The sequence below is a fragment of the Dyella jejuensis genome, assembly GCF_044904675.1.
GTDB classification, from domain to species: Bacteria; Pseudomonadota; Gammaproteobacteria; order Xanthomonadales; family Rhodanobacteraceae; genus Dyella_B; species Dyella_B jejuensis.
On sequence record NZ_JADIKJ010000005.1, the window covers coordinates 12,760 to 37,718 of the forward strand.

Below are 24,959 nucleotides of genomic sequence, written 5' to 3' on the forward strand. Positions count from 1 at the left end.
CGGGAAGACTGGCCGTCTTGCCAAGCCGCGCGGCGCGCTCTGCGAGCCTTCTGGACATCACCCCATCGCTTTAAATTCAACGTGTTGGGGCCAGCTCTGTCTGTCCGCATCCCTTCGGCCCGTCGTCTCGACAGACGGCCAGTCTGCCATCGCCGACGGACCTATGGTCTGCGAACAGACAGAGCCGGTGACGCCTACGTAGCATGGATCAGAGCATCCCTAGCCGAGCCGGCGCTACCGTCAGCGCCGGTTGTCGGCCTGGCGCAGGTGACGCAGGTTACGTTCGCGCGCCTGGATGTCGCCATCCTGCGCGGACCAATGCCCATGAGCCACCTGCCAGATATCGAGCAGGTCCGCTGGCAGCCCCTTCTCGCGCTTCAACCAGGCCAGCTCCAGATAACGGCAAGCTTCGCTGAACCTGCCATCACGATAGGCGCATTTCGCCAGCAGCTCGAGCGACTCGGCGTCCTCGGGCGAGAACACACTCAGGCAGTTTGCGTAGACCCGGCGCTCGTTATCCTCCTGCATGGCGAGCAGCGCCTTCAGCGCGCACCCTAGCGCGGGTACCGCAACCGACGGCACCGCGGTCAGCGGACGGGCCAACTCGAGCGCGCGCGCGTAGGCCATGTCCCGCATCGCCGGCTCAGCAGCCAAGGCAGCCTGCTCCAGGGCCAGCTTGCTTGCCTGCAAACGCAGCGGCTCGTCTGCAGACTCGAGACATGGCTCGAGCACGGCCGTGGCTCGCGCCAGCAGTTCCCTTCGCCCGCTTTCGTTTTCGATAGGGAACCTGCTGTGCACCATCTGCATCCACGCTGACGCATACAGGCAGCCGTCCTGATCCTCGGTCGACAGGCGGCCGAGCACGCCATCGATCTCGCGATAACGTGCCACGGCAGCATTTCCCACCATCGGCTCGGCCAAGGCGCAGAGCAATTCGACCCATGCCGCCAATACCCTAGGCGACTGTTCGGCCACCATGTCATCCGCATAGCGCGCATACAGATCGCGCAAACGCAGGCGGCGCGATGCAGCGTTCAGATCGCTACGGCGTATTTCTTCGAGTTCTGCACGTAGCAATGCGGCCTGCCAGCGCACCCGCGCAGGTGAAGTGCCGCTTGCTGATAGACCGCGGCGCAGCATCGCGAGGGATTCCTGGAAGCGCCCTGCTGCCGCCAGCGGAGCGAGGCCGGATAACCGGGTCCCAAGCAACGTCTGCAACCACCATGCGGCGCCCGAATCGTCCGTGGCACCTTTCGCCAGCGCTTGGCGCAAAATGTGCTCGGCCTCGGCCAGCAGCGACTGATCGACCACGACATCCAGCAGGGCGCGACGACAAATGGCCTCGCCCAGCATGCCAAGTCGGACAAGGTTGGATAACGCATCGTTGGCATCGATGTCGTGCAGGAGATCAATGCAGGACTGCAGCAGCGCCACCCTTTCCATCTCATCCGGTTGCCGATCCACCAGGTTGATCAGGCAGTGACCCAGGCAGAGGCGCACTGCCATGTCGTCGGGCTGCATCGTCAAGCAGGTCTCCAGCGCACTGGCCGCCCTCTCGAAACCCTCGCCATCCGGAGTCCGGATAGCCATCTCCCACCGGATATCCGAATGGAGTTTTGCCAGCTTGTAGGCCAGGGAACCGGCACCGTCGACGTGTCGGACATCAGGCGATCCAGTACCTGACCCAACCGATTCGGGCATGACGCGAAGCACGCCAAGGTGCGGCTCGATCAGCGCCAGCGCCGGCTCCAATGCGCCCTGTTCGAGCAGCAGCTTGGCATGCTGCAGGTCACTGGCGATGGCATGCGCATCCGGCGCCGCCTGGGTTGAAGGCGCAGCTGTTTGTGCTCCAGGCGCCAGTGTTATCTCGACAACGGGTTCTGCCGATACCGGCTGCTGTGCGGTCATGGTCCAGGTAGCTGTCAGCTCTGGCACCGGCGATATCGCTTGATCCGGCCATGGCATGCGTGATGTCCACGTCGCGCCACTTGCCGTCATGGATGGGGGATGCTGGCAAGTTGTTCGCTCTGCAAAGATCCCGAGCGGCACAGCCCGTTCAGGAGTTGGCGCAGACTCTTCGACCTGGCTTACCTGCGGCTGCTGGGAACCCCATTGGTTCATCCCTTCGTTCCGCTGCCCCAGCGTCCGGCTCTCTTCGTCCGGCAGCGCTGCAACACGTTGCAAGTGCGATTTTTCACGGCGGCGGAGCAACGACAGGACGCTCAGGAACAATCCGAGCGCAAGCCCTATCAAAAATGCTAGAAACAGCAGCATGGGTGATTTCCTCGAGGCAATGGGCAGCGAGGAAGCCGGCAGCGCTTCCTTCATGACAGGTAATGCGTCGTTTTCAGCAACTCCCTTTGCATCCGTGTCGGACGCTTTTTCGGCATTTGTTTCATCCGGCGTCGGCGTCCCTGCATCGGCCGACTCGCCGGCTAACGGCTCATCCGAGGAATGATCGGCCATCCGGCCCTGATGGCCTGTCGCAAAGCCGGCACTGTCAGCGAGCAGCAGGTCGCTCTCTTGTGCAGGATCGGCAAGGTCCTCGATTCGCACTTTGGTATGAAGTGCTGGCGATCGTACTTTCCGAGTACCAACTTTCTCGGAATACCACTTTTCGGCATCCGGACTTGCCGTGTGTTGGGTCGTTTCTGCTTCTTGCGCGCCCGGCCGCACCATACATGCAGCAATGCCGCCACCAGCCAGCGTGGCCAGCAGCGGCATCCGGATCAGAAGCCTCCACCTTTTCATGTCTGGCTGACGGCCACGGAGCCGCTGCCGGGCACGATTGGCATGACCCATGGCGATGACTCAGAGTTCTGGCAAATGCCCGAACTCGGCCGGTGCATCCCGGTGCACCGCGATAACGTTCTGGTATGCCCATCCCGGGAAAATGTTCTGCTTGTTGCCGGAAAGATTGGATGGGTTGTACAGATAGGGTAAGTGCGACCAGCAGCGATAGTCCTGGGCCTTGAGGGCGGCCACTTCGTTGGCTGCCAGTTCCATGCTCGAGAGGCGGAAATAGATCGCAGGCTTGTGCTGCCGCAAGGTCTCGACGGCGCCGGCCAGCGTCGACATCAACGCGCCTGGAGGATTGATCTTCAGCAGGTGCAGGTTCGCCAGCTCCAGCGAGTCCAGCGGGACCATGCGCGCACGCTCCTCTGGCTGGCCGTGCGATGCGGGGATATCCATACGACCCGCGCGATCGCCCAGTCCGACGTGGTGCGGGTAGACGTTGCGCAAGTTATTGAGCGCAACCGCTGTACATAGGGCAATGTGCTCGAGGCGATGCGGCTCGACGACGTGCACTTCGCCGCTGTTGCCGACGAGGCTGGAGAGATACAGCGCATGCGCGCCATATTCGGCGCCGTACTGCAGCGCGACGGCACCATCGTCGAGCAAGCTTCCGATAGTATCCAGCTCCTGCTCGATCCACTCGCCGTACTTGGAAAGCGAGCGGGCAACGACGTCATCCGCCTGGCGCGCCTGCACAATGCCGTAGCGCGTGCTCCACAGGGATACGCCAGGATTGTTCCCCGGCCGTGACGGCGCTTTGGCGACGGTCGCGGCAGCGTCGTTAGCAACCACCTCTTTTGTACTGATTTCAGCTTGGCTCATGACAAACCCCACATGGATAAGTAAGCAATCAAGGAAAAAGATGGAAGTCCAGCCAGGGCTGGAGGGAGCGACAACGAGGCAACAACGCTCGTCACGTCCATATGCCATCTAGATTAGTCATGCATCCCGGCGAGACATATCGGACTCGCCCTAAATCGCATGCCGCGTTAGCCAGTCAGCGCCGACCGCTGCGTCGCACAACACGGAATCTGCATACCTCTGCCTATACTCTCCGGCACCACCTGCATATAGGTGAATGACGCCGGCTGCGCACCGCACCGGCACGCTGGCTCACAACTGATGGGGAGGCACCGATGCTGCAGCAGTATGGCTTGTGGATCGCGTTGGCTTGCGCGGTCGTGGCAATTTTATACGGAGCATTTTCGGTACGTTGGGTGCTGGCGAAATCGCCGGGCAACGAACGTATGCAAGAGATTGCCTCGGCCATCCAGGAGGGCGCGCGCGCCTACCTCAACCGTCAGTACCGCACCATCGCGCTGGTAGGCGTGGTGTTGCTGGTCATTATCGGATTTGCCCTGGACTGGGGCACGGCGATCGGTTTCGCGATCGGCGCCATTCTGTCGGGTGCCACCGGCTACATCGGCATGAATGTTTCCGTGCGGGCCAACGTGCGCACGGCCGAGGCGGCCCGCGGCGGCCTGGCTTCGGCACTGAACGTAGCGTTCCGCGGCGGCGCGATCACCGGCATGCTGGTGGTTGGCCTGGCGTTGCTTGGGGTGGCCGGTTACTACGGCTTGCTGACGCATTTCGGCTACGACACCGACCGCGCGTTGCATGCGATGGTTGGCCTGGCCTTCGGATCCTCGTTGATCTCGATCTTCGCGCGCCTGGGTGGCGGCATCTTCACCAAGGGCGCGGACGTGGGTGCGGACCTGGTCGGCAAGGTCGAGGCCGGCATTCCGGAAGACGATCCGCGCAACCCCGCCGTGATCGCCGACAACGTAGGCGACAATGTGGGCGACTGCGCCGGCATGGCGGCCGACTTGTTCGAGACTTATGCCGTCACGCTGATCGCCAGCATGTTGCTGGGGGGCGTGCTCGGCGAACAGGCCGGTCCGAACTCGGTGCTGTATCCGCTGCTGCTGGGCGGCGCTTCGATCATCGCCTCGGTCATCGGCACTTTCTTCGTGCGTGCCAGGGGCGGCGCGAAGATCATGAGCGCGCTGTACATGGGCGTGATGGTTTCGGCGTTGTTGGCGGCGATCGCATTCTGGCCGATTACGAAAGTATTGATGGCCGATGCCACGCTTGGCGTCACACGGCTTTACGGCAGCGCGCTGATCGGCCTGGTGCTGACCGGCGTGATCGTGGTGATCACCGAGTACTACACCGCCACCGAATACGCGCCAGTGCGCCATGTGGCGAAATCCTCCACCACCGGCCACGCCACCAATATCATCGCCGGGCTCGGCGTATCGATGAAATCGACCGCGCTCCCGGTACTGGCGGTTTGTGCCGCCATCTGGGGCGCCTATGCGCTGGCTGGCCTTTATGGCATTGCCGTCGCCGCCACGGCCATGCTGTCGATGACCGGCATGGTGGTGGCGCTGGATGCGTATGGCCCGATCACCGATAACGCCGGCGGCATCGCCGAAATGGCGGAGCTGCCGCCCGAAGTACGCGGCGTGACCGATCCGCTGGATGCGGTAGGCAATACCACCAAGGCCGTCACCAAGGGCTACGCCATCGGTTCGGCCGGTCTCGCCGCGCTGGTGCTGTTCGCCGACTACACCCATCGGCTTGCACTGGATCATCCAGGCCAGATCTTCACCTTCGACCTGTCCGACCATCGCGTGATCGTCGGCCTGCTGATCGGCGGCCTGATCCCTTACCTGTTCGGCGCCATGGCGATGGAAGCCGTTGGCCGTGCGGCCGGGGCCGTCGTGGAAGAAGTGCGCCGCCAGTTCCGCGAAATCCCCGGCATCATGGAAGGCACCACCAAGCCGGATTATTCGCGGGCGGTGGACATGCTCACCAAGTCGGCGATCAACGAAATGCTGGTGCCCTCGCTGTTGCCGGTATTGATTCCGATCATTGTCGGCTTCGCGCTCGGCCCGGTTGCGTTGGGCGGCCTGCTGATCGGCACCATCGTCACCGGCCTGTTCGTGGCGATCTCGATGACCACTGGCGGCGGCGCCTGGGATAACGCCAAGAAGTACATCGAGGACGGCAATTTCGGCGGCAAGGGTTCCGACGCGCACAAGGCCGCGGTCACCGGCGACACGGTGGGCGATCCCTATAAGGATACCGCCGGCCCGGCCGTGAACCCGCTGATCAAGATCATCAACATCGTGGCCTTGTTGCTGATTCCACTGCTGTAATGCGTTTCCATCCCCAGGCATCGCGGAGCGCGATGCCTGGGGATTCAGTCAAACGGATACGACTGCAGCGCCAGCATGGCGCAATCCCATGCCATCCTGGCCCCGCCACATCCAGACTTTCACCACTGGCGTTTTTCCCGCGGCCGTGCATGCTGGCAGGCCCGCGCGATGACATCGCGTCTATGGAGCGGAAACATGCGTCTGAAGACATCGGTTCGGCTTGCCCTCGCGCTCGCCGTCATAATGGGTGGCATGACCCAGGCCCACGACACCCCAGCCCCCGGCACGGCGGCAAGTACGGACGATCCCTATCTCTGGCTGGAAGATATCCACGGCACGCGCGCGATGGATTGGGTAAAAGCCCAGAATGCCGTCACCGAAAAGCAGTTCGCCAGCGGCCCCGAGTTCAGCCAGACGCGCGACCGCATCCTGGAAGTACTCGATTCCGATGCCCGCATTCCCTATGTCGAAAGGCGCGGCGACTACCTTTACAACTTCTGGCAGGACAAAGCGCATCCACGCGGCATCTGGCGGCGTACCACCCTTGCCGAGTACCGCAAGGCCAATCCCAGCTGGGAGGTGCTGCTCGACATCGATGCCTTGAACCAGGCGGAAGGCAAGCGCTGGGTGTTCAAGGGAAGCGACTGTCTCAAGCCGGCCTATGACCGATGCCTGCTATCGCTATCGCCTGATGGCGGCGATGCGATCGAACTGCGCGAGTTCGACATTCCCAGCAAGTCCTTCGTCAAGGACGGCTTTGAACTGCCGGTCGCCAAGACGCAGGCGAGCTGGATCGACGAAAACCACCTCTATGTCGGCACCGATTTCGGTCCAGGTTCGATGACCACCTCGAGCTATCCGCGCATCGCCAAAGTATGGACCCGCGGCACGCCGCTCAGTGCGGCGGCCACCGTATACGAAGGCAAGCCCGGCGACCTCGCGGTAAGCGCCTCGCACGATCGCACGCCCGGCTTCGAACGCGACTTCATCAGCGTCGCGCATGATTTCTTCCACAGCGATACCTATCAACTCAAAGACGGCAAGCTGATCCATCTCGATGTGCCGACGGACGCGAATGCCGATCCTCATCGCGAATGGCTGCTGGTGCAATTGCGCGACGCCTGGACAGTCGCCGGGGTCACCTACCCTTCCGGAGCGCTGATTGCCACCAAGTTCGATGACTTCATGGCCGGCAAGCGCCAGTTCACCACGCTGTTCGCGCCCGACGCGCACACGGCCCTGTCCAGTTATGCATGGACGCAGCACCATCTCATCCTGGACATCATGGACGACGTGAAAAGCCGTCTCGATGTACTGACGCCGCAGGCAGATGGCCGATGGGTGCACGAAGCCATGCCTGACGCGCCCACGTTCAGTACGGTCACAGTGGTTGATACCGATCCCGATCACAGCGACGAATATTGGTTGAGCGTTACCGGCTTCCTCACGCCCTCCTCGCTCGAGCGCGGCGTGCTGGGCGAAGGTCCGGCGCGGACGATCAAACAGAGCCCGGCATTTTTCGATGCGTCCCGCTTCGAGGTAAGCCAGCACTTCGTCACCTCCAAGGACGGCACGCAGGTGCCTTATTTCGAGATCGCGCCCAAGCATCTCAAGCTCGACGGCAAGCATCGCACCTTGCTCTACGGTTACGGTGGCTTCGAGGTATCGCTACAGCCTTATTACAGCGGCAGCGTCGGCCGTGCATGGCTGGATCGCGGCGGCGTGTACGTGGTCGCCAACATCCGCGGCGGTGGCGAATACGGCCCGCGCTGGCACCAGGCGGCGTTGCAGGCCAATCGTCTTCGCGCCTACGAAGATTTTGCCGCCGTGGCGCAGGATCTGGTCAAGCGCGGCGTGACCTCGCCCACGCACCTGGGCGCCGAAGGCGGCAGCAACGGCGGCCTGCTGATGGGCAACATGCTGACGCTGTACCCGCAACTGTTCGGCGCCATCGCCTGCGAGGTGCCGCTGCTCGACATGAAGCGCTATACCCATCTTTCCGCCGGCGCATCGTGGATTGCCGAATACGGCGATCCGGACGATCCCAGGCAATGGGCCTTCATCCGGCATTTCTCGCCGTACCAGAACCTCAAGCCGGACGTGAGCTATCCCGCCGTACTGTTCTACACCACTACCAGCGACGATCGCGTGGGCCCGGTACAGGCGCGCAAGATGGCCGCCAAGATGGAAGGCATGGGCTACAAGAACGTGTGGTTCTACGAGAATACCGAGGGCGGCCACGGCGCAGGCGCCGACAACAGGCAGGCTGCCCACATGCATGCACTCGCCTATGATTTCCTGTGGAACCGCTTGAAATAAGCTGTCGTTCCAGTGATCGGTGGCGGGGGCGCTAAAATGCCCTCGCCATTTTTATTTCCCGCACCTTGATATGAAATCACTGCCGATCCGCCCCGAATTGCGCGAATGGATCCTTTCCACCACGCGCGCCGGCCACAGTGTCCAGGCCGTGCTGAAGCTGATGCAGGAAACCGGCTACGACCCTCGGCAGAGCCGCAGCATCATCGCCACGGTGCTGAACATGCCGGTCACTGCTCTGGATGCGCGCGCCCAAAAGCCTGGCAGGGCCCCGGGACGCCGCACGCGCCACCCGGATGCGCCAGGTACCGTCGTCGACGGCCGCGCCATCCATGTTGGCGTGAGCATGGAATCTCCCGTACTGCGCGTGCTCAACGGCTTTCTTTCCGACCAGGAATGCCAGGCGTTGATCGACCAGGCCATGCCGCGCTTGCAGCGCGCCAAGACGGTGGATAGCTCAGGCAAGCAACAGGTCGATGCGCGTCGTACCAGCGAGGGCATGTTCTTCGGTATTGGCGAGTCGCCGCTGATCCGGAACATCGAGCGGCGCATCGCCACCCTGCTCAGCATTCCTGTCGATCACGGCGAAGGCCTGCAGGTGCTGCACTATCTGCCGGGCCAGCAATACGAGCCGCATTATGATTGGTTCGATCCGGAACAACCCGGCTTCGCCGCGATTACCGCCAAGGGCGGCCAACGTATCGCGAGTCTGGTGATGTATCTCAACACTCCCGAGGCCGGCGGCGGCACGGCCTTTCCCGAGGTTGGCCTGACAGTGACGGCCCTGCGCGGTTCAGCCGTCTATTTCGCCTACGACACGGGCGATACCGCTTCACTGCATGCCGGCCTGCCGGTGCAGAAAGGCGAAAAATGGATCGCCACCAAGTGGCTGCGCGAGCAGCCATTTCAGCTAGCGCCACGGTGAACAGTTACCGGCCTTAACCGCCTTAGTCCTTCGAGCACTCAGGGCAATCGAAGGGCAGGACGAAGCAGTCCGGCTCGCTCGCCGGTGCCCGGGCAACGCAAGCGAATCAACGGTGTCGCCGCCATAATTTCCGAAAGTCGAAAGTGCCCACGAAGCGGTGGGGAGCCGTTTCGCGGGCGGGGAGTGAAGGAGACATCCGTCGCCGCTGGACTGCCTGCCGAGGAAGGCTGGCAGATGGTTTTGTCGAGCATCTTGCGACGGACCAAGACTAGGTATCTCGGCACCTTCCCTCCATAGCCAATTGCCCGTATTTTTTCAGGGCCAATTGGAGAGCGCTGCGTGTATCTAGAACTCGACGGCCACGGGCCGCTCTATGACCAGCTGACTCGCGCGCTGAAGGCATCCATTCTCGACGGCCGCATCGCTGCCGGCGCGCAGTTGCCGCCCACGCGGGACCTGGCCGATGAACTGGAGCTTTCGCGCACGACCGTGCTTGCGGCCTACGAACAATTGCGCGCCGAAGGATTCATCGACGGCAAGGTCGGCTCCGGCAGCTATGTCAGCCACCTGCAAGCGAGATTGGCAGTGCGGCAGGAAAACACCGTGATTGCGCCTCCCTCCCGTTATGCGCAGCGCGCGCGCGACGTTCGGGACTGGAGTATTCCGCGCCTGCATCGCCATGTGCGCTACAACCTGCAATACGGCTATCCGCTGATCAATCCTGCCCTGAACAGCGTGTGGGGCCGCGAACTGGCCCGCGCCGCCGCTTACACGCCGCTGAGCATCAACGAGGCCAACGGCCTGGAAGCGTTGCGCCGGCAGACCTGCGACTACCTCGCCCGCCGGCGCGGCGTGCAGGCGCAGCCCACGGATATATTGATCGTCAGCGGCTCCCAGCAAGCGATCGACCTGACCGCGCGCGTGCTGTTGAACGAGGGCGACAGCGTCGTGCTGGAAGAGCCGCATTACTTCCTTGCGCACCAGGCTCTCACTGCCCATGGCGCCAATCTGGTCGGCGTGGGCACTGACGAACAGGGCCTGCTCTGCCAGTCCCTGCCCGACCAAGCGCCGCGCCTGATCTATGTAACGCCATCGCATCATTTTCCGACTGGCGCCGTACTTTCATTACAGCGACGCATCGAGCTGCTGCATTACGCGCAGCAGCACCAGTGCTGGATATTGGAAGACGACTACGACGGAGAATTCCGTTACGACGCACATCCCTTGGCAGCCTTGCGATCGCTGGATGAAGGCGACCGTGTGATTTATGTCGGTACCTTCTCCAAAGTGATGTTCGGTGGCTTGCGCCTGGCGTATGTGGTCATGCCCACCGCGCTGCGCGAGGATTTCCTCAACGCCAAATACCTCAGCGATATCACCTGTCCCGTGATCGAACAGGCGGCGCTGGCGCACTTCATGGAAGACGGTGGCTTCGAACGCCACCTGCGACTGGTGCGCAAGGAGCTGAAGGCGCGCCGGGAAACCTTGATGGCCGGATTGAAGGAATACGCCGGCGCTCGCGTGGATATCGCCGATACGCCAGCCGGCATGCATCTGGTGGCCTGGCTGCGCGGCTACGATGCGGCACGCTGCCGGGCCCTGATCGACTACGCCCACGAGCGCGGCCTGGGCCTGTATCCGATCGCGCCGCTGTACCTGCATACCCCGCCGCGCGAAGGGCTGCTGCTGGGCTATTGCGGGCTTTCCGTCAATGAATTGCGCGAAGCCATGCAACTGTTCGGCCATTGCCTGGATCATTTTGATACTCAGTGAGGTTCCGCTGGCGCCTCGCCGTTCCGGCCCCAACTGGGACGTGGTGCGCCGCGTCAAGCTTTGCCGTATCCTGAGCGGCTTTCCCCGCTTTGGTTTTGACGTAAGGAGTGCCCATGGGCCTGGATACGGTTAGCGCCGGCCGCGACGTGCCGAACGAAATCAACGTCGTCATCGAGATTCCGAAGGATGCGGAACCTGTCAAATACGAGGTGGACAAGGAAAGCGGCGCGATCTTCGTCGACCGCATTCTCTCCACGCCCATGCGCTACCCCTGCAACTACGGCTATGTGCCGGGTACGCTGGGCGGCGACGGCGATCCGCTCGACGCACTGGTGATCCTGCCGCTGCCGCTGGTTCCGGGCTCGGTGATCCGCTGCCATCCGGTCGGCATGCTGAAGATGACCGACGAAGCCGGCAGCGACGAAAAACTGGTGGTAATCCCGTCGCCGAAGATTTTTCCCGGCTATGCCCATATCAGCGATATCAAGGGCGTGTCCGGGCACTGGCTGGAGCGCATTGGTCACTTCTTCGAGCACTACAAGGACCTGGAAAAGGGCAAATGGGTGAAGCTCGAGGGCTGGGTAGGCGCCGAGGAAGCCAAGGCTGAAATCAGGGCCGGCGTGGAGCGCATCAAGCAGAAGTAGAGATCGATCCGCGTCCGGTCCAGTAACACCGGGGACGCCACGTTCGCCATCCAGGAAAAGCGCGCCGCCTGTCGAGGCAGCGCGCTTTTTTTATGTGCTGCGTAGCGCCGAAACATCCTGCACGGCAGATGCTCGCCTTGTTCGCCTCAATCGCCCAGCACCACGCCGACGCCGACACGGAAAATCGGCAAATCGCCGCGCGCAGCGGAAACGCCGGCATTGAGATTCACGCGACCGTCCTTGCTCCAACGCGACATCGCCATACCCAGGGCGCTTTCCCCGCGATAACTGGCAACACCGGCACTCAACGCAACCTTGCCTGGTACGTAGGGCATGTTGTTCACCAGCGCCGCCGAGGAAGCAATGCCACGGTTGGCCTGGCGCTGATTGTGGTTGATCAGCTGCTGCAGGTCTTCGACCTTCTGGCCTGTCCAGTCCTGCAGGGACTGCAACTGTCCGACGTTGACCGCATCGGTAGCCTGCGTGCCCGCCGCTACGTTGGTGATCTGGCGCTCACTCCCCGCAGCTCCCACCGAAACGCTATTGGCGCGGTCGGCTACCGAACCCGCTCCGAGCGCTACTGCATTGGTGGCATGGGATGTGACTGATGCCCCTTGGCCGATGGCCGTGCCCGACGACGCACTCACGCTGCTGTTGGCGCCTACGGCAACCGCATTGGTCGCCTGCGCGACGACAGTGCTGTTAGCTCCGATGGACACACTGTTGTCGGCATTGACCTTGGCACTGCCGCCGATCGCAGTGTCATTCTCGCCGGCGGCGTAAGCATCGTTGCCTACCGCCAGGCCATAGGTGCCGAGCGCCTGAGCATTGTGGCCCACGGCTGAAGCGTTATCGCCGGTGGCTACGGTGTTGTAGCCCAGCGCAACGCCCGGAGTATCTCCCGCATTCGCCTTGTCGTTAGTGCCAACGCCGCCAGCGCCGTCCAAATAGGAAGGAGCACGATCCGTGCTTTCAAGAATGGTCACCCGGCCATCAAGACTACCGAGCTGATTCTGCAGATCCCGCTGCAGGCTGGAAAGTTGCCCGACATTCACGGCATCGTGCGTATTTATGCCGCTGGCTACGTTATGCAGCGCTACCGGCGTCGTGGCACCTGCGCCACCCAGGGTGACCGAGGTCTTGGCCGGGTCGTCATACATCACGGCCAAGGAACCGATATCTCCCACATAACCCTGGAGTTCTTTCAACTGGGCAAGATTCACCGCGTCATCATCTTGCGTGCCATCGGCCACTCCGCGAACCTGCCGGTCGCCACCGGTACCCGACACCTTCAACAAGGTACCGCCGCTATTGGCGGCAATCGTTACCGGAGCGGAGGAGTCCAACTGCTGCACAAGACCGGCATGACCGAGCAACAAGTTGCCGATGTCGCCTTCGTTGGCCGCAACACGACCATCAAGGCTGGTGATATTGCCGGTGTTCGTGCGCACCTGTTCGTTCGTCGCGTACAGCTGCGAACCGTTCACCGCGTCGTGGCTGGTGGCTGATAGTCCGCCATCGGCGACGTTCTGCACGGCTACCGGCGCGGCAGTTCCCACACCACCTAGCGTGACGGAGGTTCGATTGGTGCCGTCGTACTTCACGGCCAGTACGCTGCTATCCCCCACATAGCCTTGCAGCTCCTTCAGCTGGCTCACATTGACTGCATCATGGTCCTGGAGGCCATCGGCCACTCCAGTGATCCGGCGATCGCCGGCAGCGCCGGCCATGCTTACCGTCGCGCCGCCGCTATGGGCAGCCACCGTCACCGGTGCGTTGGCATCGGCCTGCTGCACCAGACCGGCGTGGCCGATGAGCAAGTCATGGATGTCGCCTTCGTTGAACGTGACGCGGCTGCCCAGTTCCTTGATATCCAGGGCGTTGGCCGTAACGTCCTGGTTGGTGGCGTACAGCTGCGAACCATTCACCGCATCCGCGCTGCTGGCGGAAATATTTCCGGCCGCGACGTTATGCAACGCTACCGGTCCGGCAAGCGGGCCGTTGCCAAGAGTGACGTTACTGTAATCGGCGGAGCCATCGGCCCCCTGATCGTAGGCCACCCGGCGATCGATCCCCGCATCCAGCGCATCCAGCGCATCGCCGACGGTGGTTTGCGTACTGGCCTGTATATGGTAGTTGGGGCCGGCGAGAGTGCCATCGGCATTTAACGTCGCGCCGCCACCAAAGCTGCCGACAACTGGCGCAATCTGATCGACGTTAACGGCATCGGTACCGCGCGTACCGACAGCAACGTTGATGACTTGGCGCGCCGCGCCCACGTTGCCCACCGAGACAGCGTTGGCCACGTCCGCAACGGAACCGTAGCCCAGCGCCACGCTATTGAGCGCAATGGCCGATGCGTTCCCTCCAATGGCAGTGGCTTTCGAACGGGTCACGCTATCACCATTGCCGGCCGAGGCACCCGGACCTAGAGCAGTGTTTCCTCCGCCGACCGCCTGCGCGCTATAGCCCACTGCCAATGAATAGTCGCCTGGCGATGTACCTGGCGCATTGCCGCTATCCGCCTTTGCTGAAGCACCGATCGCGATATCTCGAACACCTGTCGTCAATGCTGCTGCACCGATCGCAATGGCGTCGGCATCACCACTGTCGCTACCGCCACCCACCGCGTAGTCGGGCGTCATGGCCGAGCGCGCAACCATTGCGCCCTGATCGACACAAGTCTCTCGATCTTCGCCAGGTCGATCCGGACTGAAACAATCGGACGCGGATGCCGCCAAAGGCGTGCTCGCTCCCAACGCCAGTGAAAAGACCGCCCATCGCGCTGCATTCGTGCTCTTCTTGCGCCCCTTGGCAAGCCCGGGGGCGGTCACATGATTTCCTGTCGCGCCGCTCCAGACTGCTTTGCAGATTTTGTTCATCACTACCACTCCATGGAGATGTCTTTCGCAAGACGTCGTAGCGCCCTCGCCCGGAGGACACCGGCTATAAGGTCGCGCCAGCACGAAGTGCGTAACCGCACGTTACGCAATCGGACAACGCCTATATGCGAAACCGGATGCTAACTACGTAGCGTTACTCGTTAAATAGGAGTTCACTGGAAAGAGGTAGTCGATGACCACGCCGCACTCAGAAATCACCTACACAATTTCCTGGTAAGCGACTTATAGAAGCGACAACCCTATTTGACAGTTACTTGCTGATGAACGATTCGCTTGATTGACCGGCTTCAGAGAAATGTCCGCCACGTTCCCACGGCGGAACGTCCCCGAACTGTTCCGCCAGAAAATCCACGAAGGCGCGCACCCGCAGCGGCAGCAAACGCCGTTGTGGCATCACCGCATAGATGCCGGTGTCGGCAATCGTGTAGTTCGGCAGCACCAATTCAAGGCGGCCTTCGCGCAGATCGTTGCATACGTGCCAGGTCGAATGGTGGGCAATACCCTGGCCCGCCAGCGCCGCATCACGCAACAGCTCGCCCAGACTGGATTCAAATCGTCCGTTGACCCGCACGGTATGAAGATGGCCTTGTGCGTCATGCAGGCGCCAGACGTCCTGCCGCCCCACACTGCCGACCAGCATCAGGCACTCGTGGGCCGCCAGCTCTTCGGGCGTGCGTGGCATGCCGAAGCGCCGCAGGTAATCCGGTGATGCGCACAGCACCCGCCGATTGATCGCCAGCTTGCGCGCGACCAGCCGCGAGTCGTGCAGCGCACCGATGCGGATGGCGAGGTCGTAACCGGAACTGACCAGGTCCTGCAATTCGTCAGTAAGGTTCACGCTGAGCCGGACGCGCGGATAGCGCGCCATGAAAGCGGGTAACAGCGGCGAGACGTATTGGCGTCCAAACGAAGCCGAGGCGGTAAGGCGCAACGTGCCGACAACGTCCGCGGCACCTTGGCGCAGGCTGGTGGTCAAGGCTTCCAGGTCCTCCACCAAAGTACGTCCCTGTTCGGCCAGCGCCAAGCCTTCGGGAGTGGGATGCAGGCGGCGGGTCGTGCGATGCAATAACCGCACGCCCAGTTGCTGCTCCAGGCGTTTCAGGCGCTGGCTGGCGACGGCTACGGAAAGATCCAGGCTGCGCGCGGCGGCGCTGATCGAGCCCTGGTCCAATACGCGCATGAACAGGATGAGGTCGCCGACACGATCCATTATCAATTATTTGTTGAAAGTGATTAGCCATCTTGGCTGTTTCTGAAGGATATGCAAGCGCTTACGCTGCACACTATCCCTCCGATGGAACCTCCACGTGACTACCGCTTCTTCCTCCCGCCGCATGCCGGCGGCGCTGTATGCCCTGGCCGCCGGCGCGTTCGGCATTGGCACCACCGAGTTCGTGATCATGGGTTTGCTGATGCAGGTGGCGGCCGACCTGAAGGTCAGCATTGCGACCGCCGGCCTGCTGATCTCCGGCTACGCCCTGGGCGTATTCGTGGGGGCACCGGTGCTGACCGTGGCGACCAGCCGTATGCCACGCAAGAGCGTGCTGATCGGCTTGATGGCGATTTTCACGCTTGGCAACGTGTGCTGTGCGCTGGCGCCGAACTACCTCACGCTGCTGCTCGCGCGCGTGGTTACCGCGCTCGCCCATGGCACCTTTTTTGGCGTCGGCGCGGTGGTGGTCACCGGACTGGTCGCGGCGGACCGCCGCGCTTCGGCCATTTCCATCATGTTTACCGGGTTGACTCTGGCAACCCTGCTCGGCGTGCCGGCGGGCGCCTGGCTCGGGCTGCATTTCGGCTGGCGTTCCACGTTCTGGGCCGTGGCCGTGATCGGCGTCATCGCGATGATGGTGATCGCCATGCTGGTGCCGGCAAGCCACGGCGACGGCAAGGGCATTGCAGTCCGCGACGAGTTGCGCGCGATTGGCCATCCAGCCGTATTGCGGGGATTGCTGATGACCGTGCTCGGCTTCGCCGGCGTGTTTACGGTATTCACATATATCCAGCCGATCCTCACCCAGGTCACCGGATTTGCCGAAACGGCGGTATCGCCGATCCTGCTGATTTTCGGCGTAGGCCTGATCGCCGGCAACCTGCTGGGCGGGAAGCTCGCTGATCGCAAACTGATGCCGGCCCTGTTGCTGACCCTGGTGGTGTTGATCCTGGTACTCGGCGCCATGACCTTCGTACTGCACAGCAAAACATTGACGGTGTTGTTCGTTGGATTGCTGGGTATCGCCGCATTTGCCACCGTGCCGCCATTGCAACTGTGGGTATTGCACCAGGCCGATGAAGCGCAAAGCCTCGCGTCGAGCCTGAATATCGGCGCCTTCAATCTGGGCAACGCCTTGGGCGCATGGCTGGGTGGCGAAGTGGTCGCCCAGGGCCTGGGCCTGGGCGCACTGACCTGGGTGGCGGCCCTCGTCACCTTCGCCGGCCTGCTGGTCGCGCTGTGGGGCCGGCAGCGCGAAACCCCCATCGAACGCCTGCCCCTCAATGCACGCCCGAACGCTGAGCCGTAATGCCAACGGCCAACGATCGTGGCGCGGACCGGCCGGACGGACTCGCGCCCCCACGGCGAACCGCGGCTTGAAGTCATCAACGCCGATCCCATCGCCTATCTCCGCTACACGTTCGAGAACGCATCATCACCAGCGCCAGCTGTCCGCTATCGGAACACTCGCTCATCCCCATGGAGACAACATGATGAAAGCCGTCGCCTTGACCCACTACTTGCCCATCGATGACCCGCAATCCTTGCTCGATGTGGAATTGCCTACGCCACAGATCGGAGCCGACGACCTGCTGGTGCGCGTGGAGGCCGTATCCGTCAATCCGGTCGATACCAAGCTGCGCGCGCCCAAGCCGCAAGTCGAAGCGCAGCCGCGCGTACTCGGTTTCGACGCCGCCGGCACAGTGGCGGCAATCGGCGCGAACGTTCGCCGATTCTCTCCCGGCGACGCGGTGTATTACGCCGGCGACGTTACCCGCGCAGGCAGCAACGCGCAGTTTCAGGCGGTCGACGCGCGTCTGGTGGCGCAGCGTCCGCGCAGGCTGGATGCAGCCGGCGCCGCGGCGCTGCCGCTGACCGCCATCACGGCGTGGGAGTTGTTGTTCGAGCGCATGCCTTACAAGCCCGAAGCCGGTGGCGACGGGAAATCGTTGCTGGTGATTGGCGGCGCGGGCGGCGTAGGTTCAATGGCGATCCAGCTGGCGCGCCGTGCCGGCTTCACCGTCATCGCCACCGCCTCACGTCCGGAAACCCAGGCATGGTGCCGTGCGATGGGCGCGCAACATGTGATCGATCATCGCCAACCGTTGACTGGGCAACTGCAAGCAGCCGGCTTTGCGCATGTCGATGCGGCCATCAACCTCGCCGACACCTCGCACTATTGGGATGAACTGGGCGAAGTGCTCGTGCCGCAAGGACACCTTGGTTTGATCGTCGAACCGAAGACGCCGGTAAATCTGGGCGATCCCTACAAGAGCAAGTGCATTGGCATCCATTGGGAATTCATGTTCGCGCGGCCGCGCTTCAAGACCGCGGACATGGGCGAGCAGGGACACATCCTGGAGCGCGTCGCGACGCTGATCGACGACGGCGAATTGCGCGGCATCCAGCGCGAATCGCTCAGCCCGATCAATGCGGAGAACCTGCGGGAAGCGCACCGACGCCTTGAATCGGGCAGCACCATCGGCAAACTTGTGGTGTCAGGGTGGTAGCACCCGCGCCCCGGTCGCTCCCAAGTCACCCACACTATTTCCAACATGCCCTCCCTTGCGCACAAGGAGGGGCATTGAATCGTGCACTATTGGAATTCCAACGCAGAACAACGATGAAGATTAGCCTTGGAGGCCTGGCTCAATGCTGCGTAGCCGGCTTCGCCGGCTCACCTTTTTTTCCGAGTTCCTCCAGCAGCGTCGAAAGGTCCTCGGCATGTTCCTCTTCCTTTGCCAGGATCTCTTCCATCATGCGGCGCGTGGTCGGATCATCATTGCCCAGGTATTGCACGATGTCACGATAGCTTTCGACAGCAATACGTTCGGCCACCAAGTCCTCCTTGATCATGTCGACCAGATCATCGCCTTCCACATAATCGGCATGGCTGCGGCTTAATAGCCCCTCGGGATTGAAGTTCGGAGCGCCCTCGAGCTGCGTGATGCGCCTGGCGATCTGATCGGCATGCTCCTGTTCTTCCCTGGCGTGCTCCAGGAATTCCGCCGCCACGCTCTTGGCGTGGATGCCCGATGCCATGTAGTAGTGCCGCTTGTAGCGCAGCGTGCAAACCAGTTCAGTGGCCAGCGCCTCGTTGAGCAGCTTGATGACGGTATCGCGATCGGCCTTGTAGCCCTCGGTGATTGCGCCTTGCTCGATATGTTCACGGGCACGCTTGCGAATGGTCTGGATGTCCATCAGGAAAGGCTTGTCCGTCATGACTGTCTCCTATGCACGAAGGGCTGATCGTAGTTGCCGCCCATCCTGTCTTCACGGCTGCGAAGCAGCAGTGAAAATAAAGTGGCCGCTCCGTCTTCGCATTCAGGCGTATCGCTTCACGCAAGCTCGTAATCGAATACATAGGTGTGATCGCCTTGTTCGATGGCGATCTGCATGGAACCATTCAAGCCTGCGAGTTCCTCGGTACCGGAATCGGGCACGACGATTACCGACAGCTGAGGCGCGCCGCGATGCATGACCCCATGGTGCTGCAGTACAAAACTGCCCTGCTTGCCATGCAATGTGCCGGTCACTCGCTCGATCGCCACATAGCCGGCGGAGCCTTGCACTTCGCCCATGGCCGACAACATCTCTCCAAGACTGTTGGCTTCAAGTTCACCATGGAATTGCTTGTTGATGCTCATTCGCCCGAGATTGGCCGGCTCGATGCCGGCGGTCGGCGTCTGTGGCGTGAGGCTTACTTCGAAAGATCCGGTTGCGCGCATGATGTTTTTCTCTCCAGTAAATAGCAGCAGACGGACTATTCGCACGGATGCCTATCGACGACAACCTTAGGCGACGGGAAAACCTGCCTTCGGCAACTCTGAGGCGCTTGCCCAGGCAGGACAATCATCGCAAGCAAATCAGGCGGCAATTGGCGAGCACTACCAATCGCCGCCTGAACATCCTTGCTTTGGAAGCAGCGCGTCAGGCCTTGTGATAGACCTTCGCGCCTTGCGCGCGGAATTCGGCCGCCTTCTCGGCCATGCCTTCGTCGAGCGCGACGGTTTCGTCGACACCATGCTCGGCGGCGTAGTCACGCACGTCCTGGGTGATTTTCATCGAGCAGAATTTTGGCCCGCACATGGAACAGAAATGAGCGGACTTGTGCGCATCCTTGGGCAGCGTTTCATCGTGGAATTCCTTGGCCTTTTCCGGATCCAGGCCGAGGTTGAACTGATCGTCCCAACGGAATTCGAAGCGTGCCTTGCTGAGCGCGTTGTCGCGCACTTGCGCACCGGGATGGCCCTTGGCGAGATCGGCGGCGTGCGCGGCGATCTTGTAGGCGATGATGCCGTCGCGCACATCCTGCTTGTTGGGCAGGCCCAGGTGTTCCTTGGGGGTGACGTAACAAAGCATGGCGGTACCGAACCAGCCGATCATCGCCGCACCGATGGCGCTGGTGATGTGGTCATAGCCGGGTGCGATGTCGGTGGTCAGCGGCCCCAAGGTATAGAACGGCGCCTCGTGACACTTCTCCAGCTGGCGCTCCATGTTTTCCTTGATCAACTGCATCGGCACATGGCCGGGACCTTCGATCATCACCTGCACATCGTGCTTCCACGCGATCTGGGTGAGTTCGCCCAGCGTGTCGAGTTCGCCGAACTGCGCGGCGTCGTTCGCATCCGCCACGCAGCCTGGACGCAGCCCGTCGCCCAGGCTGAAGGACACGTCATACGCCTTCATGATCTCGCAGATGTCTTCGAAGTGCGTGTAGAGGAAATTTTCCTTGTGGTGCGCCAGGCACCACTTGGCCATGATGGAGCCACCACGCGAAACGATACCGGTGACGCGCCGGGCGGTCAGCGGCACGAAGCGCAGCAGTACGCCGGCATGGATGGTGAAATAGTCCACGCCCTGCTCGGCCTGTTCGATCAAGGTATCCCGGAACAATTCCCAGGTGAGGTCCTCGGCCACGCCGCCGACTTTCTCCAGCGCCTGGTAGATCGGCACTGTGCCGATCGGCACCGGCGAATTGCGGATGATCCACTCGCGCGTTTCGTGGATGTTCTTGCCGGTGGAAAGATCCATCACGGTGTCGCCGCCCCAGCGGATCGACCACACCAGCTTCTCCACTTCCTCGGCGATCCCCGACGACACGGCGCTATTGCCGATGTTCGCGTTGATCTTGGTGAGGAAGTTGCGGCCGATGATCATCGGCTCGCTTTCCGGATGGTTGATATTGGCGGGGATGATGGCGCGGCCGCGCGCCACTTCGTCGCGCACGAATTCCGGCGTGATCAGCCTGGGCAGCGCGGCGCCAAAGCACTCGCCCGGGTGCTGGTTGCGCAATGCGCTATCGCCCAGGGCTTCGATGCGCTGATTCTCGCGAATGGCGATGTATTCCATTTCGGGCGTGACGATACCGCGCCGCGCGTAGTGCATTTGCGTCACATTGGCGCCGGCCTTGGCGCGCAGCGGCGTGCGCGTGTGGGTAAAACGCACGGCATCGAGCCTGGCGTCGGCCGCGCGTTCGCGCCCGAAGGCGGAAGTCAGCCCCGGCAATTGTTCCACGTCGCCGCGCTCGGCGATCCAGGCGCCACGCAGCGCGGGCAATCCTGCTGCAAGATCGACGGCGTAATCCGGATCGGTATAGGGGCCGGAGGTGTCGTAGACGGTGATGTTCGGATTGGCTTCGCCGCCGAACAGGGTGGGGGTTTGCGCCTGCGCGATCTCGCGCATCGGCACTTTCAGGTCCGGACGGCTGCCCTGCACGTAGGTCTTGCGCGAACCAGGAATGGGCCGGGTGACGGCTTCGGAAAGTTCTTGCGCAGCGCGCACGAGATCGGAGGGCAAGGCATTCATCGGCATTCATCCTTCTGGTGTCCGTGCATGATTGCGCGGAATGTGTGCGGAGTATCCACACAGGACCGAAGCGACGGCGCCAACGCACGATGGTCCGTGCGGCGAAGCTCCCTACACCGGTGCTAGCCGGATCAGGTTCGAAGGGACTCTCTCAGCCGACTGCGGTCGGCACCCCCGCTTCCAAAGCGCTATTGGAACACGAAGCGGGGTGATAAACGAGTGCAGGGCTCAGCGCGGCGCGTAGGCGCGCAGGAACATCGCCACCCCGGCGCGGGCATTTTCTTCGACCTCGCGCGCATAGGTTTGCACGCAATCGCCGCAGCCGAACATGCGGCGCATCATCATCTCGCCCTTGATCAGCGCCATGAATTGGATGCCGGCGCGGGACACATCGGCAATATCGAGCTTGCCGGCGTCAACCGCCTGCTGCAGCAGGCGTTCCATCAGTACGCGGCTGCGCATGGGGCCTTCCTCCCACATCAGCTTGCCGTAGCGAGGATTGCCCTGGCGGCAGTCGCTGAGGATCGCGCGGAAGGTACCCACGTTTTCCTGGTCGCAATCGAGATGGGCATGGATCAGGGCAATGCGGTTGAGGATATCGCCGATATCGGCACGGGGATCGAAGCTATAGGTTTCTTCGGGCAGCAGATCCTGGATCCGCGCGCGGATGACCTCGCGGAACAGGTTGTCCTTATCACCAAAGTGACTATAGACCGTAAGTTTGGAAACGCCCGCCTCGGCGGCGATCGCATCCATGCTGGTGCCGGCAAAGGCGTTGCGTATGAACAGGGCCTTGGCTGCCTCGAGAATGGCGGCTCGCTTTTCCATGTCCTTCGGGCGGCCTGGCCCGTGCGGCTTGGTCAGCGGGATCGAGTTCATGGATGCACCTTCACAAATCAGAAAACCCAATTTATTATACGGGACGGTTTAATTATTTCCTGAATGATACCGAATATTCGTCCTATGTGTGTAACCGCCCCGGAACTGAGGCTTGGCGCCTCCCATCGTCATTCCCGGCGTCCACTGGCAGCCCGGTTGGCGACCCATGGATACGGCAAATCGATGCTCGCGCGTACCACGCGACTGGACCATGCACGTGGCGCAAGCGCTCAAACGGCGCTGCGACGCCTGCCTGCCGGCATAGGCCCTGGGGTGCTGCGCAACCATCGGAAAAACGCATAAGTGTCCGCGGACATAGGCATTTGCATGACTTACGTCAGGTGGTCGCGATGACTTCCGGCACTTCGTGCCAACCACCTGCGACCGCACGCTAACCATTGTCGAAACAGGGTCTAAACACTTATCCTTTTTGATCTTTTTTTCGATTCACATAGGCTTGCTTTCAGATGGCGATGAACTTCGATCAGGCGCGTCAAAACATGGTTGAGAACCAGGTGCGTCCCTGGGAGGTGCTGGACGGCCGCGTGCTGGAGGTGCTTGGCCGCATCCGTCGCGAGGATTTCGTCGCGCCTGCGCATCGCCAGCTGGCGTTCGCGGACCTGTGCCTGCCGATCGGGCATGGCGAAGTGATGATGAAGCCGATCGTGGAAGGCCGGGTGCTGCAGGCGCTCGACCTGAAGCCTGCAGATAGCGTGCTGGAAATCGGCACCGGCTCGGGCTTTCTCAGCGCCTGCCTGGGCAATCTCGCCGCGCACGTCACCAGCGTGGATATCCATGCGGATTTCGCCGCTGCCGCCGGCCAGCGCCTGCAGGCCGCAGGCATCACTAACGTGCAACTGGCTACCGGCGAAGCCGTGAATGGCTGGCAGCCGCAAGGTACGTTCGATGCCGTGGTCATCACCGGCGCCGTCTACCGTATTCCCGATCGCTTCCTCGGCTGGCTCAAGCCGGGCGGCCGGTTGTTTGCGGTCCGCGGCGAGTCGCCGGTGCAGCAGGCCTTGCTGCTGACGCACGAAGGCAATGGCCGCTACCACGAAGAAAACCTGTTCGAGACGGACTTGCCCTATCTCGCCCATGCCGAACCACCCCGTCGTTTCACTTTCTGATTCCGTTACCGATCCCCGACCACGAGGCGAACCCATGCGCTTGAAGCTTCTGACCCTTGCCCTGACCCTGGCCGCAGTTTCCCTGCCCAGCCACGGCGAGGATTTGCTGGATGCATACCGTCAGGCGCGTGCGAACGACCCTGTACTGGCGCAAGCCGACGCTACCCGCCTGGCGGTCCACGAAGGCATTCCGCAGGCGCGCGCGCTGTTGCTGCCGCAGATCAGTGGCACCATGAGCCTGCAGCAGCAGAGCGGCGTTGACGCTTCCAATGAAGGGTACGCATCTCCCACGCTGAATCCAGGTCATATACGCACCCGCTCGGTTGGCGTAGAGCTGGACCAGACCATCCTCAACCTGGCCGATATTGCCAACTTGCAGGCCGCGCACTCGACCGCGGATGCGCAGGAACAGACCTACCAGGCCGCGGCCCAGGATCTTTTCGTCCGCGTTGCCACGGCGTACTTCACCATCCTCAACGATGAGGACCAGCTGACCTACGCCAAGGCCAACGAAGAAGCCTACCGGGTCACCTACGACCAGGCCGAGCAGCAGTACAAGGTGGGCATTGCCGCCGTGACCAACGTCTACCAGGCCAAATCGTTCTACGAGTCGGCCAAGGCCACCACCATCAGTACCGAAAACACCCTGGCCAACGATCGCCAGGCGCTGACCGTCATCACTGGCAAGCCGGTCGGCGAACTCAAGAAGCTACGGCCCGACTTGCCGATGGACGCACCCGTACCGGCCGATCCCCAGGCTTGGGTGGATAGCTCGCTCAAGAACAATCCGGACATCCTTGCGGCGCAATTCTCGGTCGATTCGGCCGAACACAGCATCAATGCCGCGCGCGCCGGCCACTTGCCGACGATCACGGCCAGCCTGAGCCGCGCCAAGAGCAGCAGCTGGCTGGAAAACGGCAGTTACAACGTCATCGGCAACGGCCGCTACGGCAATACCATCGGCGTGACGCTCTCGGTGCCGATCTTCTCCGGTGGCGCCATCCAGTCGCGGGTCCGCCAGTCGATCTACCAGCGCGACGAGGCGCAGGACTCCCTGGAATCCACGCGCCGTGCGACCGCCCAGAACACCTTGAACTACTACAACTCGGTCATGGCCGGCATCAGCGAAGTGGAATCGGGCAAAGCCGCCGTGGACGCCGGGCAAAAGTCATTGGACGCGACCAAGGCCGGTTTCCAGGTCGGCACGCAGATCATGCTGGACGTGTTGACCGCCATCCAGACGCTTACCCAGGCGGAAAGCACCTATTCGGTGGCACGCCATCAGCTGGTGCTCAATCGTCTTTTGCTGAGGCAATCGGCCGGCACGATCGACTACAAAGACCTCGAATACGCAAATTCACTGTTGCAGTAATTCACGCTACAGGATCAAAAAAAAGGCCGGGATTTTCCC

At 62.1% G+C, this 24,959-nt stretch carries 17 protein-coding genes and 1 riboswitch; of the genes, 9 read left to right on the forward strand and 8 right to left on the reverse strand.

Annotated features, from left to right (window positions below; all coding sequences use genetic code 11):
* Positions 1-240 precede the first annotated feature (240 nt).
* Together ISP15_RS05930 and ISP15_RS05935 are read right to left on the reverse strand one after the other, a co-directional pair.
* Entirely contained in the window at positions 241-2,724 is a 2,484-nt protein-coding gene (locus tag ISP15_RS05930; RefSeq protein WP_404546071.1) for a LapA family protein, read from the reverse strand.
* An 87-nt stretch (positions 2,725-2,811) separates the two neighbouring features.
* Complete coding sequence (locus ISP15_RS05935; protein WP_404546073.1) at positions 2,812-3,618, reverse strand: class I SAM-dependent methyltransferase; 807 nt, start codon at positions 3,616-3,618, stop codon at positions 2,812-2,814.
* A 314-nt stretch (positions 3,619-3,932) separates the two neighbouring features.
* On the opposite strand from ISP15_RS05935, the gene ISP15_RS05940 reads away from it, so the two are divergent.
* From ISP15_RS05940 to ppa, 5 genes are all read left to right on the forward strand, one after another.
* On the forward strand, positions 3,933-5,960 hold the full coding sequence (locus ISP15_RS05940; protein ID WP_404546075.1) for a sodium-translocating pyrophosphatase: 2,028 nt from the start codon (positions 3,933-3,935) through the stop codon (positions 5,958-5,960).
* Between the two features lie 195 nt (positions 5,961-6,155).
* Complete coding sequence (locus ISP15_RS05945; protein WP_404546077.1) at positions 6,156-8,279, forward strand: prolyl oligopeptidase family serine peptidase; 2,124 nt, start codon at positions 6,156-6,158, stop codon at positions 8,277-8,279.
* A 70-nt stretch (positions 8,280-8,349) separates the two neighbouring features.
* The gene (locus ISP15_RS05950; protein ID WP_404546079.1) at positions 8,350-9,201 is read left to right on the forward strand and encodes a 2OG-Fe(II) oxygenase; all 852 of its coding nucleotides are present in this window, start codon (positions 8,350-8,352) and stop codon (positions 9,199-9,201) included.
* A gap of 339 nt (positions 9,202-9,540) precedes the next feature.
* The gene (pdxR, locus tag ISP15_RS05955; RefSeq protein WP_404546082.1) at positions 9,541-10,974 is read left to right on the forward strand and encodes a MocR-like pyridoxine biosynthesis transcription factor PdxR; all 1,434 of its coding nucleotides are present in this window, start codon (positions 9,541-9,543) and stop codon (positions 10,972-10,974) included.
* A 113-nt stretch (positions 10,975-11,087) separates the two neighbouring features.
* The gene (gene ppa / locus ISP15_RS05960) at positions 11,088-11,618 is read left to right on the forward strand and encodes an inorganic diphosphatase (RefSeq protein ID WP_404546086.1); all 531 of its coding nucleotides are present in this window, start codon (positions 11,088-11,090) and stop codon (positions 11,616-11,618) included.
* A gap of 146 nt (positions 11,619-11,764) precedes the next feature.
* Here the strand turns inward: ppa and ISP15_RS05965 are convergent, their stop codons facing one another.
* A complete protein-coding gene (locus ISP15_RS05965; RefSeq protein WP_404546088.1) occupies positions 11,765-14,263 on the reverse strand; it encodes a YadA family autotransporter adhesin in 2,499 nt (832 codons plus the stop codon).
* 508 nt (positions 14,264-14,771) lie between these two features.
* On the reverse strand, positions 14,772-15,731 hold the full coding sequence (locus ISP15_RS05970; protein ID WP_404546090.1) for a LysR family transcriptional regulator: 960 nt from the start codon (positions 15,729-15,731) through the stop codon (positions 14,772-14,774).
* Positions 15,732-15,855: 124 nt separating this feature from the next.
* Between ISP15_RS05970 and ISP15_RS05975 the strand changes: the two genes are divergently transcribed.
* Positions 15,856-17,043 (forward strand): MFS transporter, encoded by a 1,188-nt coding sequence (locus ISP15_RS05975; RefSeq protein WP_404546351.1) that lies wholly within the window; start codon positions 15,856-15,858, stop codon positions 17,041-17,043.
* A 184-nt stretch (positions 17,044-17,227) separates the two neighbouring features.
* Entirely contained in the window at positions 17,228-18,244 is a 1,017-nt protein-coding gene (locus ISP15_RS05980; RefSeq protein ID WP_404546353.1) for a zinc-binding alcohol dehydrogenase family protein, read from the forward strand.
* 139 nt (positions 18,245-18,383) lie between these two features.
* Here the strand turns inward: ISP15_RS05980 and ISP15_RS05985 are convergent, their stop codons facing one another.
* The 4 genes from ISP15_RS05985 to ISP15_RS06000 form a co-directional block, all read right to left on the reverse strand.
* A complete protein-coding gene (locus ISP15_RS05985; RefSeq protein ID WP_404546092.1) occupies positions 18,384-18,956 on the reverse strand; it encodes a ferritin-like domain-containing protein in 573 nt (190 codons plus the stop codon).
* Between the two features lie 116 nt (positions 18,957-19,072).
* On the reverse strand, positions 19,073-19,462 hold the full coding sequence (locus tag ISP15_RS05990; RefSeq protein WP_404546094.1) for a DUF3224 domain-containing protein: 390 nt from the start codon (positions 19,460-19,462) through the stop codon (positions 19,073-19,075).
* A gap of 202 nt (positions 19,463-19,664) precedes the next feature.
* A complete protein-coding gene (gene thiC / locus ISP15_RS05995; RefSeq protein WP_404546096.1) occupies positions 19,665-21,542 on the reverse strand; it encodes a phosphomethylpyrimidine synthase ThiC in 1,878 nt (625 codons plus the stop codon).
* 91 nt (positions 21,543-21,633) lie between these two features.
* Positions 21,634-21,728, reverse strand: a riboswitch (TPP riboswitch).
* Positions 21,729-21,770: 42 nt separating this feature from the next.
* Complete coding sequence (locus ISP15_RS06000; RefSeq protein ID WP_404546098.1) at positions 21,771-22,421, reverse strand: TetR/AcrR family transcriptional regulator; 651 nt, start codon at positions 22,419-22,421, stop codon at positions 21,771-21,773.
* A gap of 467 nt (positions 22,422-22,888) precedes the next feature.
* On the opposite strand from ISP15_RS06000, the gene ISP15_RS06005 reads away from it, so the two are divergent.
* On the forward strand, positions 22,889-23,548 hold the full coding sequence (locus ISP15_RS06005) for a protein-L-isoaspartate O-methyltransferase family protein (RefSeq protein WP_404546100.1): 660 nt from the start codon (positions 22,889-22,891) through the stop codon (positions 23,546-23,548).
* Between the two features lie 34 nt (positions 23,549-23,582).
* A complete protein-coding gene (locus ISP15_RS06010; RefSeq protein ID WP_404546102.1) occupies positions 23,583-24,920 on the forward strand; it encodes a TolC family outer membrane protein in 1,338 nt (445 codons plus the stop codon).
* Positions 24,921-24,959: the final 39 nt, after the last annotated feature.

Coding starts and splice junctions, on each gene's coding strand:
- ISP15_RS05930 (WP_404546071.1), bottom strand. CDS start 2,724: ATGCCGCTGCTGGCCACGCTGGCTGGTGGCGGCATTGCTGCATGTATG.
- ISP15_RS05935 (WP_404546073.1), bottom strand. CDS start 3,618: ATGAGCCAAGCTGAAATCAGTACAAAAGAGGTGGTTGCTAACGACGCT.
- ISP15_RS05940 (WP_404546075.1), top strand. CDS start 3,933: ATGCTGCAGCAGTATGGCTTGTGGATCGCGTTGGCTTGCGCGGTCGTG.
- ISP15_RS05945 (WP_404546077.1), top strand. CDS start 6,156: ATGCGTCTGAAGACATCGGTTCGGCTTGCCCTCGCGCTCGCCGTCATA.
- ISP15_RS05950 (WP_404546079.1), top strand. CDS start 8,350: ATGAAATCACTGCCGATCCGCCCCGAATTGCGCGAATGGATCCTTTCC.
- ppa (WP_404546086.1), top strand. CDS start 11,088: ATGGGCCTGGATACGGTTAGCGCCGGCCGCGACGTGCCGAACGAAATC.
- ISP15_RS05965 (WP_404546088.1), bottom strand. CDS start 14,263: ATGACGCCCGACTACGCGGTGGGTGGCGGTAGCGACAGTGGTGATGCC.
- ISP15_RS05970 (WP_404546090.1), bottom strand. CDS start 15,731: ATGGATCGTGTCGGCGACCTCATCCTGTTCATGCGCGTATTGGACCAG.
- ISP15_RS05975 (WP_404546351.1), top strand. CDS start 15,856: ATGCCGGCGGCGCTGTATGCCCTGGCCGCCGGCGCGTTCGGCATTGGC.
- ISP15_RS05980 (WP_404546353.1), top strand. CDS start 17,228: ATGAAAGCCGTCGCCTTGACCCACTACTTGCCCATCGATGACCCGCAA.
- ISP15_RS05985 (WP_404546092.1), bottom strand. CDS start 18,956: ATGACGGACAAGCCTTTCCTGATGGACATCCAGACCATTCGCAAGCGT.
- ISP15_RS05990 (WP_404546094.1), bottom strand. CDS start 19,462: ATGCGCGCAACCGGATCTTTCGAAGTAAGCCTCACGCCACAGACGCCG.
- thiC (WP_404546096.1), bottom strand. CDS start 21,542: ATGAATGCCTTGCCCTCCGATCTCGTGCGCGCTGCGCAAGAACTTTCC.
- ISP15_RS06000 (WP_404546098.1), bottom strand. CDS start 22,421: ATGAACTCGATCCCGCTGACCAAGCCGCACGGGCCAGGCCGCCCGAAG.
- ISP15_RS06005 (WP_404546100.1), top strand. CDS start 22,889: ATGGCGATGAACTTCGATCAGGCGCGTCAAAACATGGTTGAGAACCAG.
- ISP15_RS06010 (WP_404546102.1), top strand. CDS start 23,583: ATGCGCTTGAAGCTTCTGACCCTTGCCCTGACCCTGGCCGCAGTTTCC.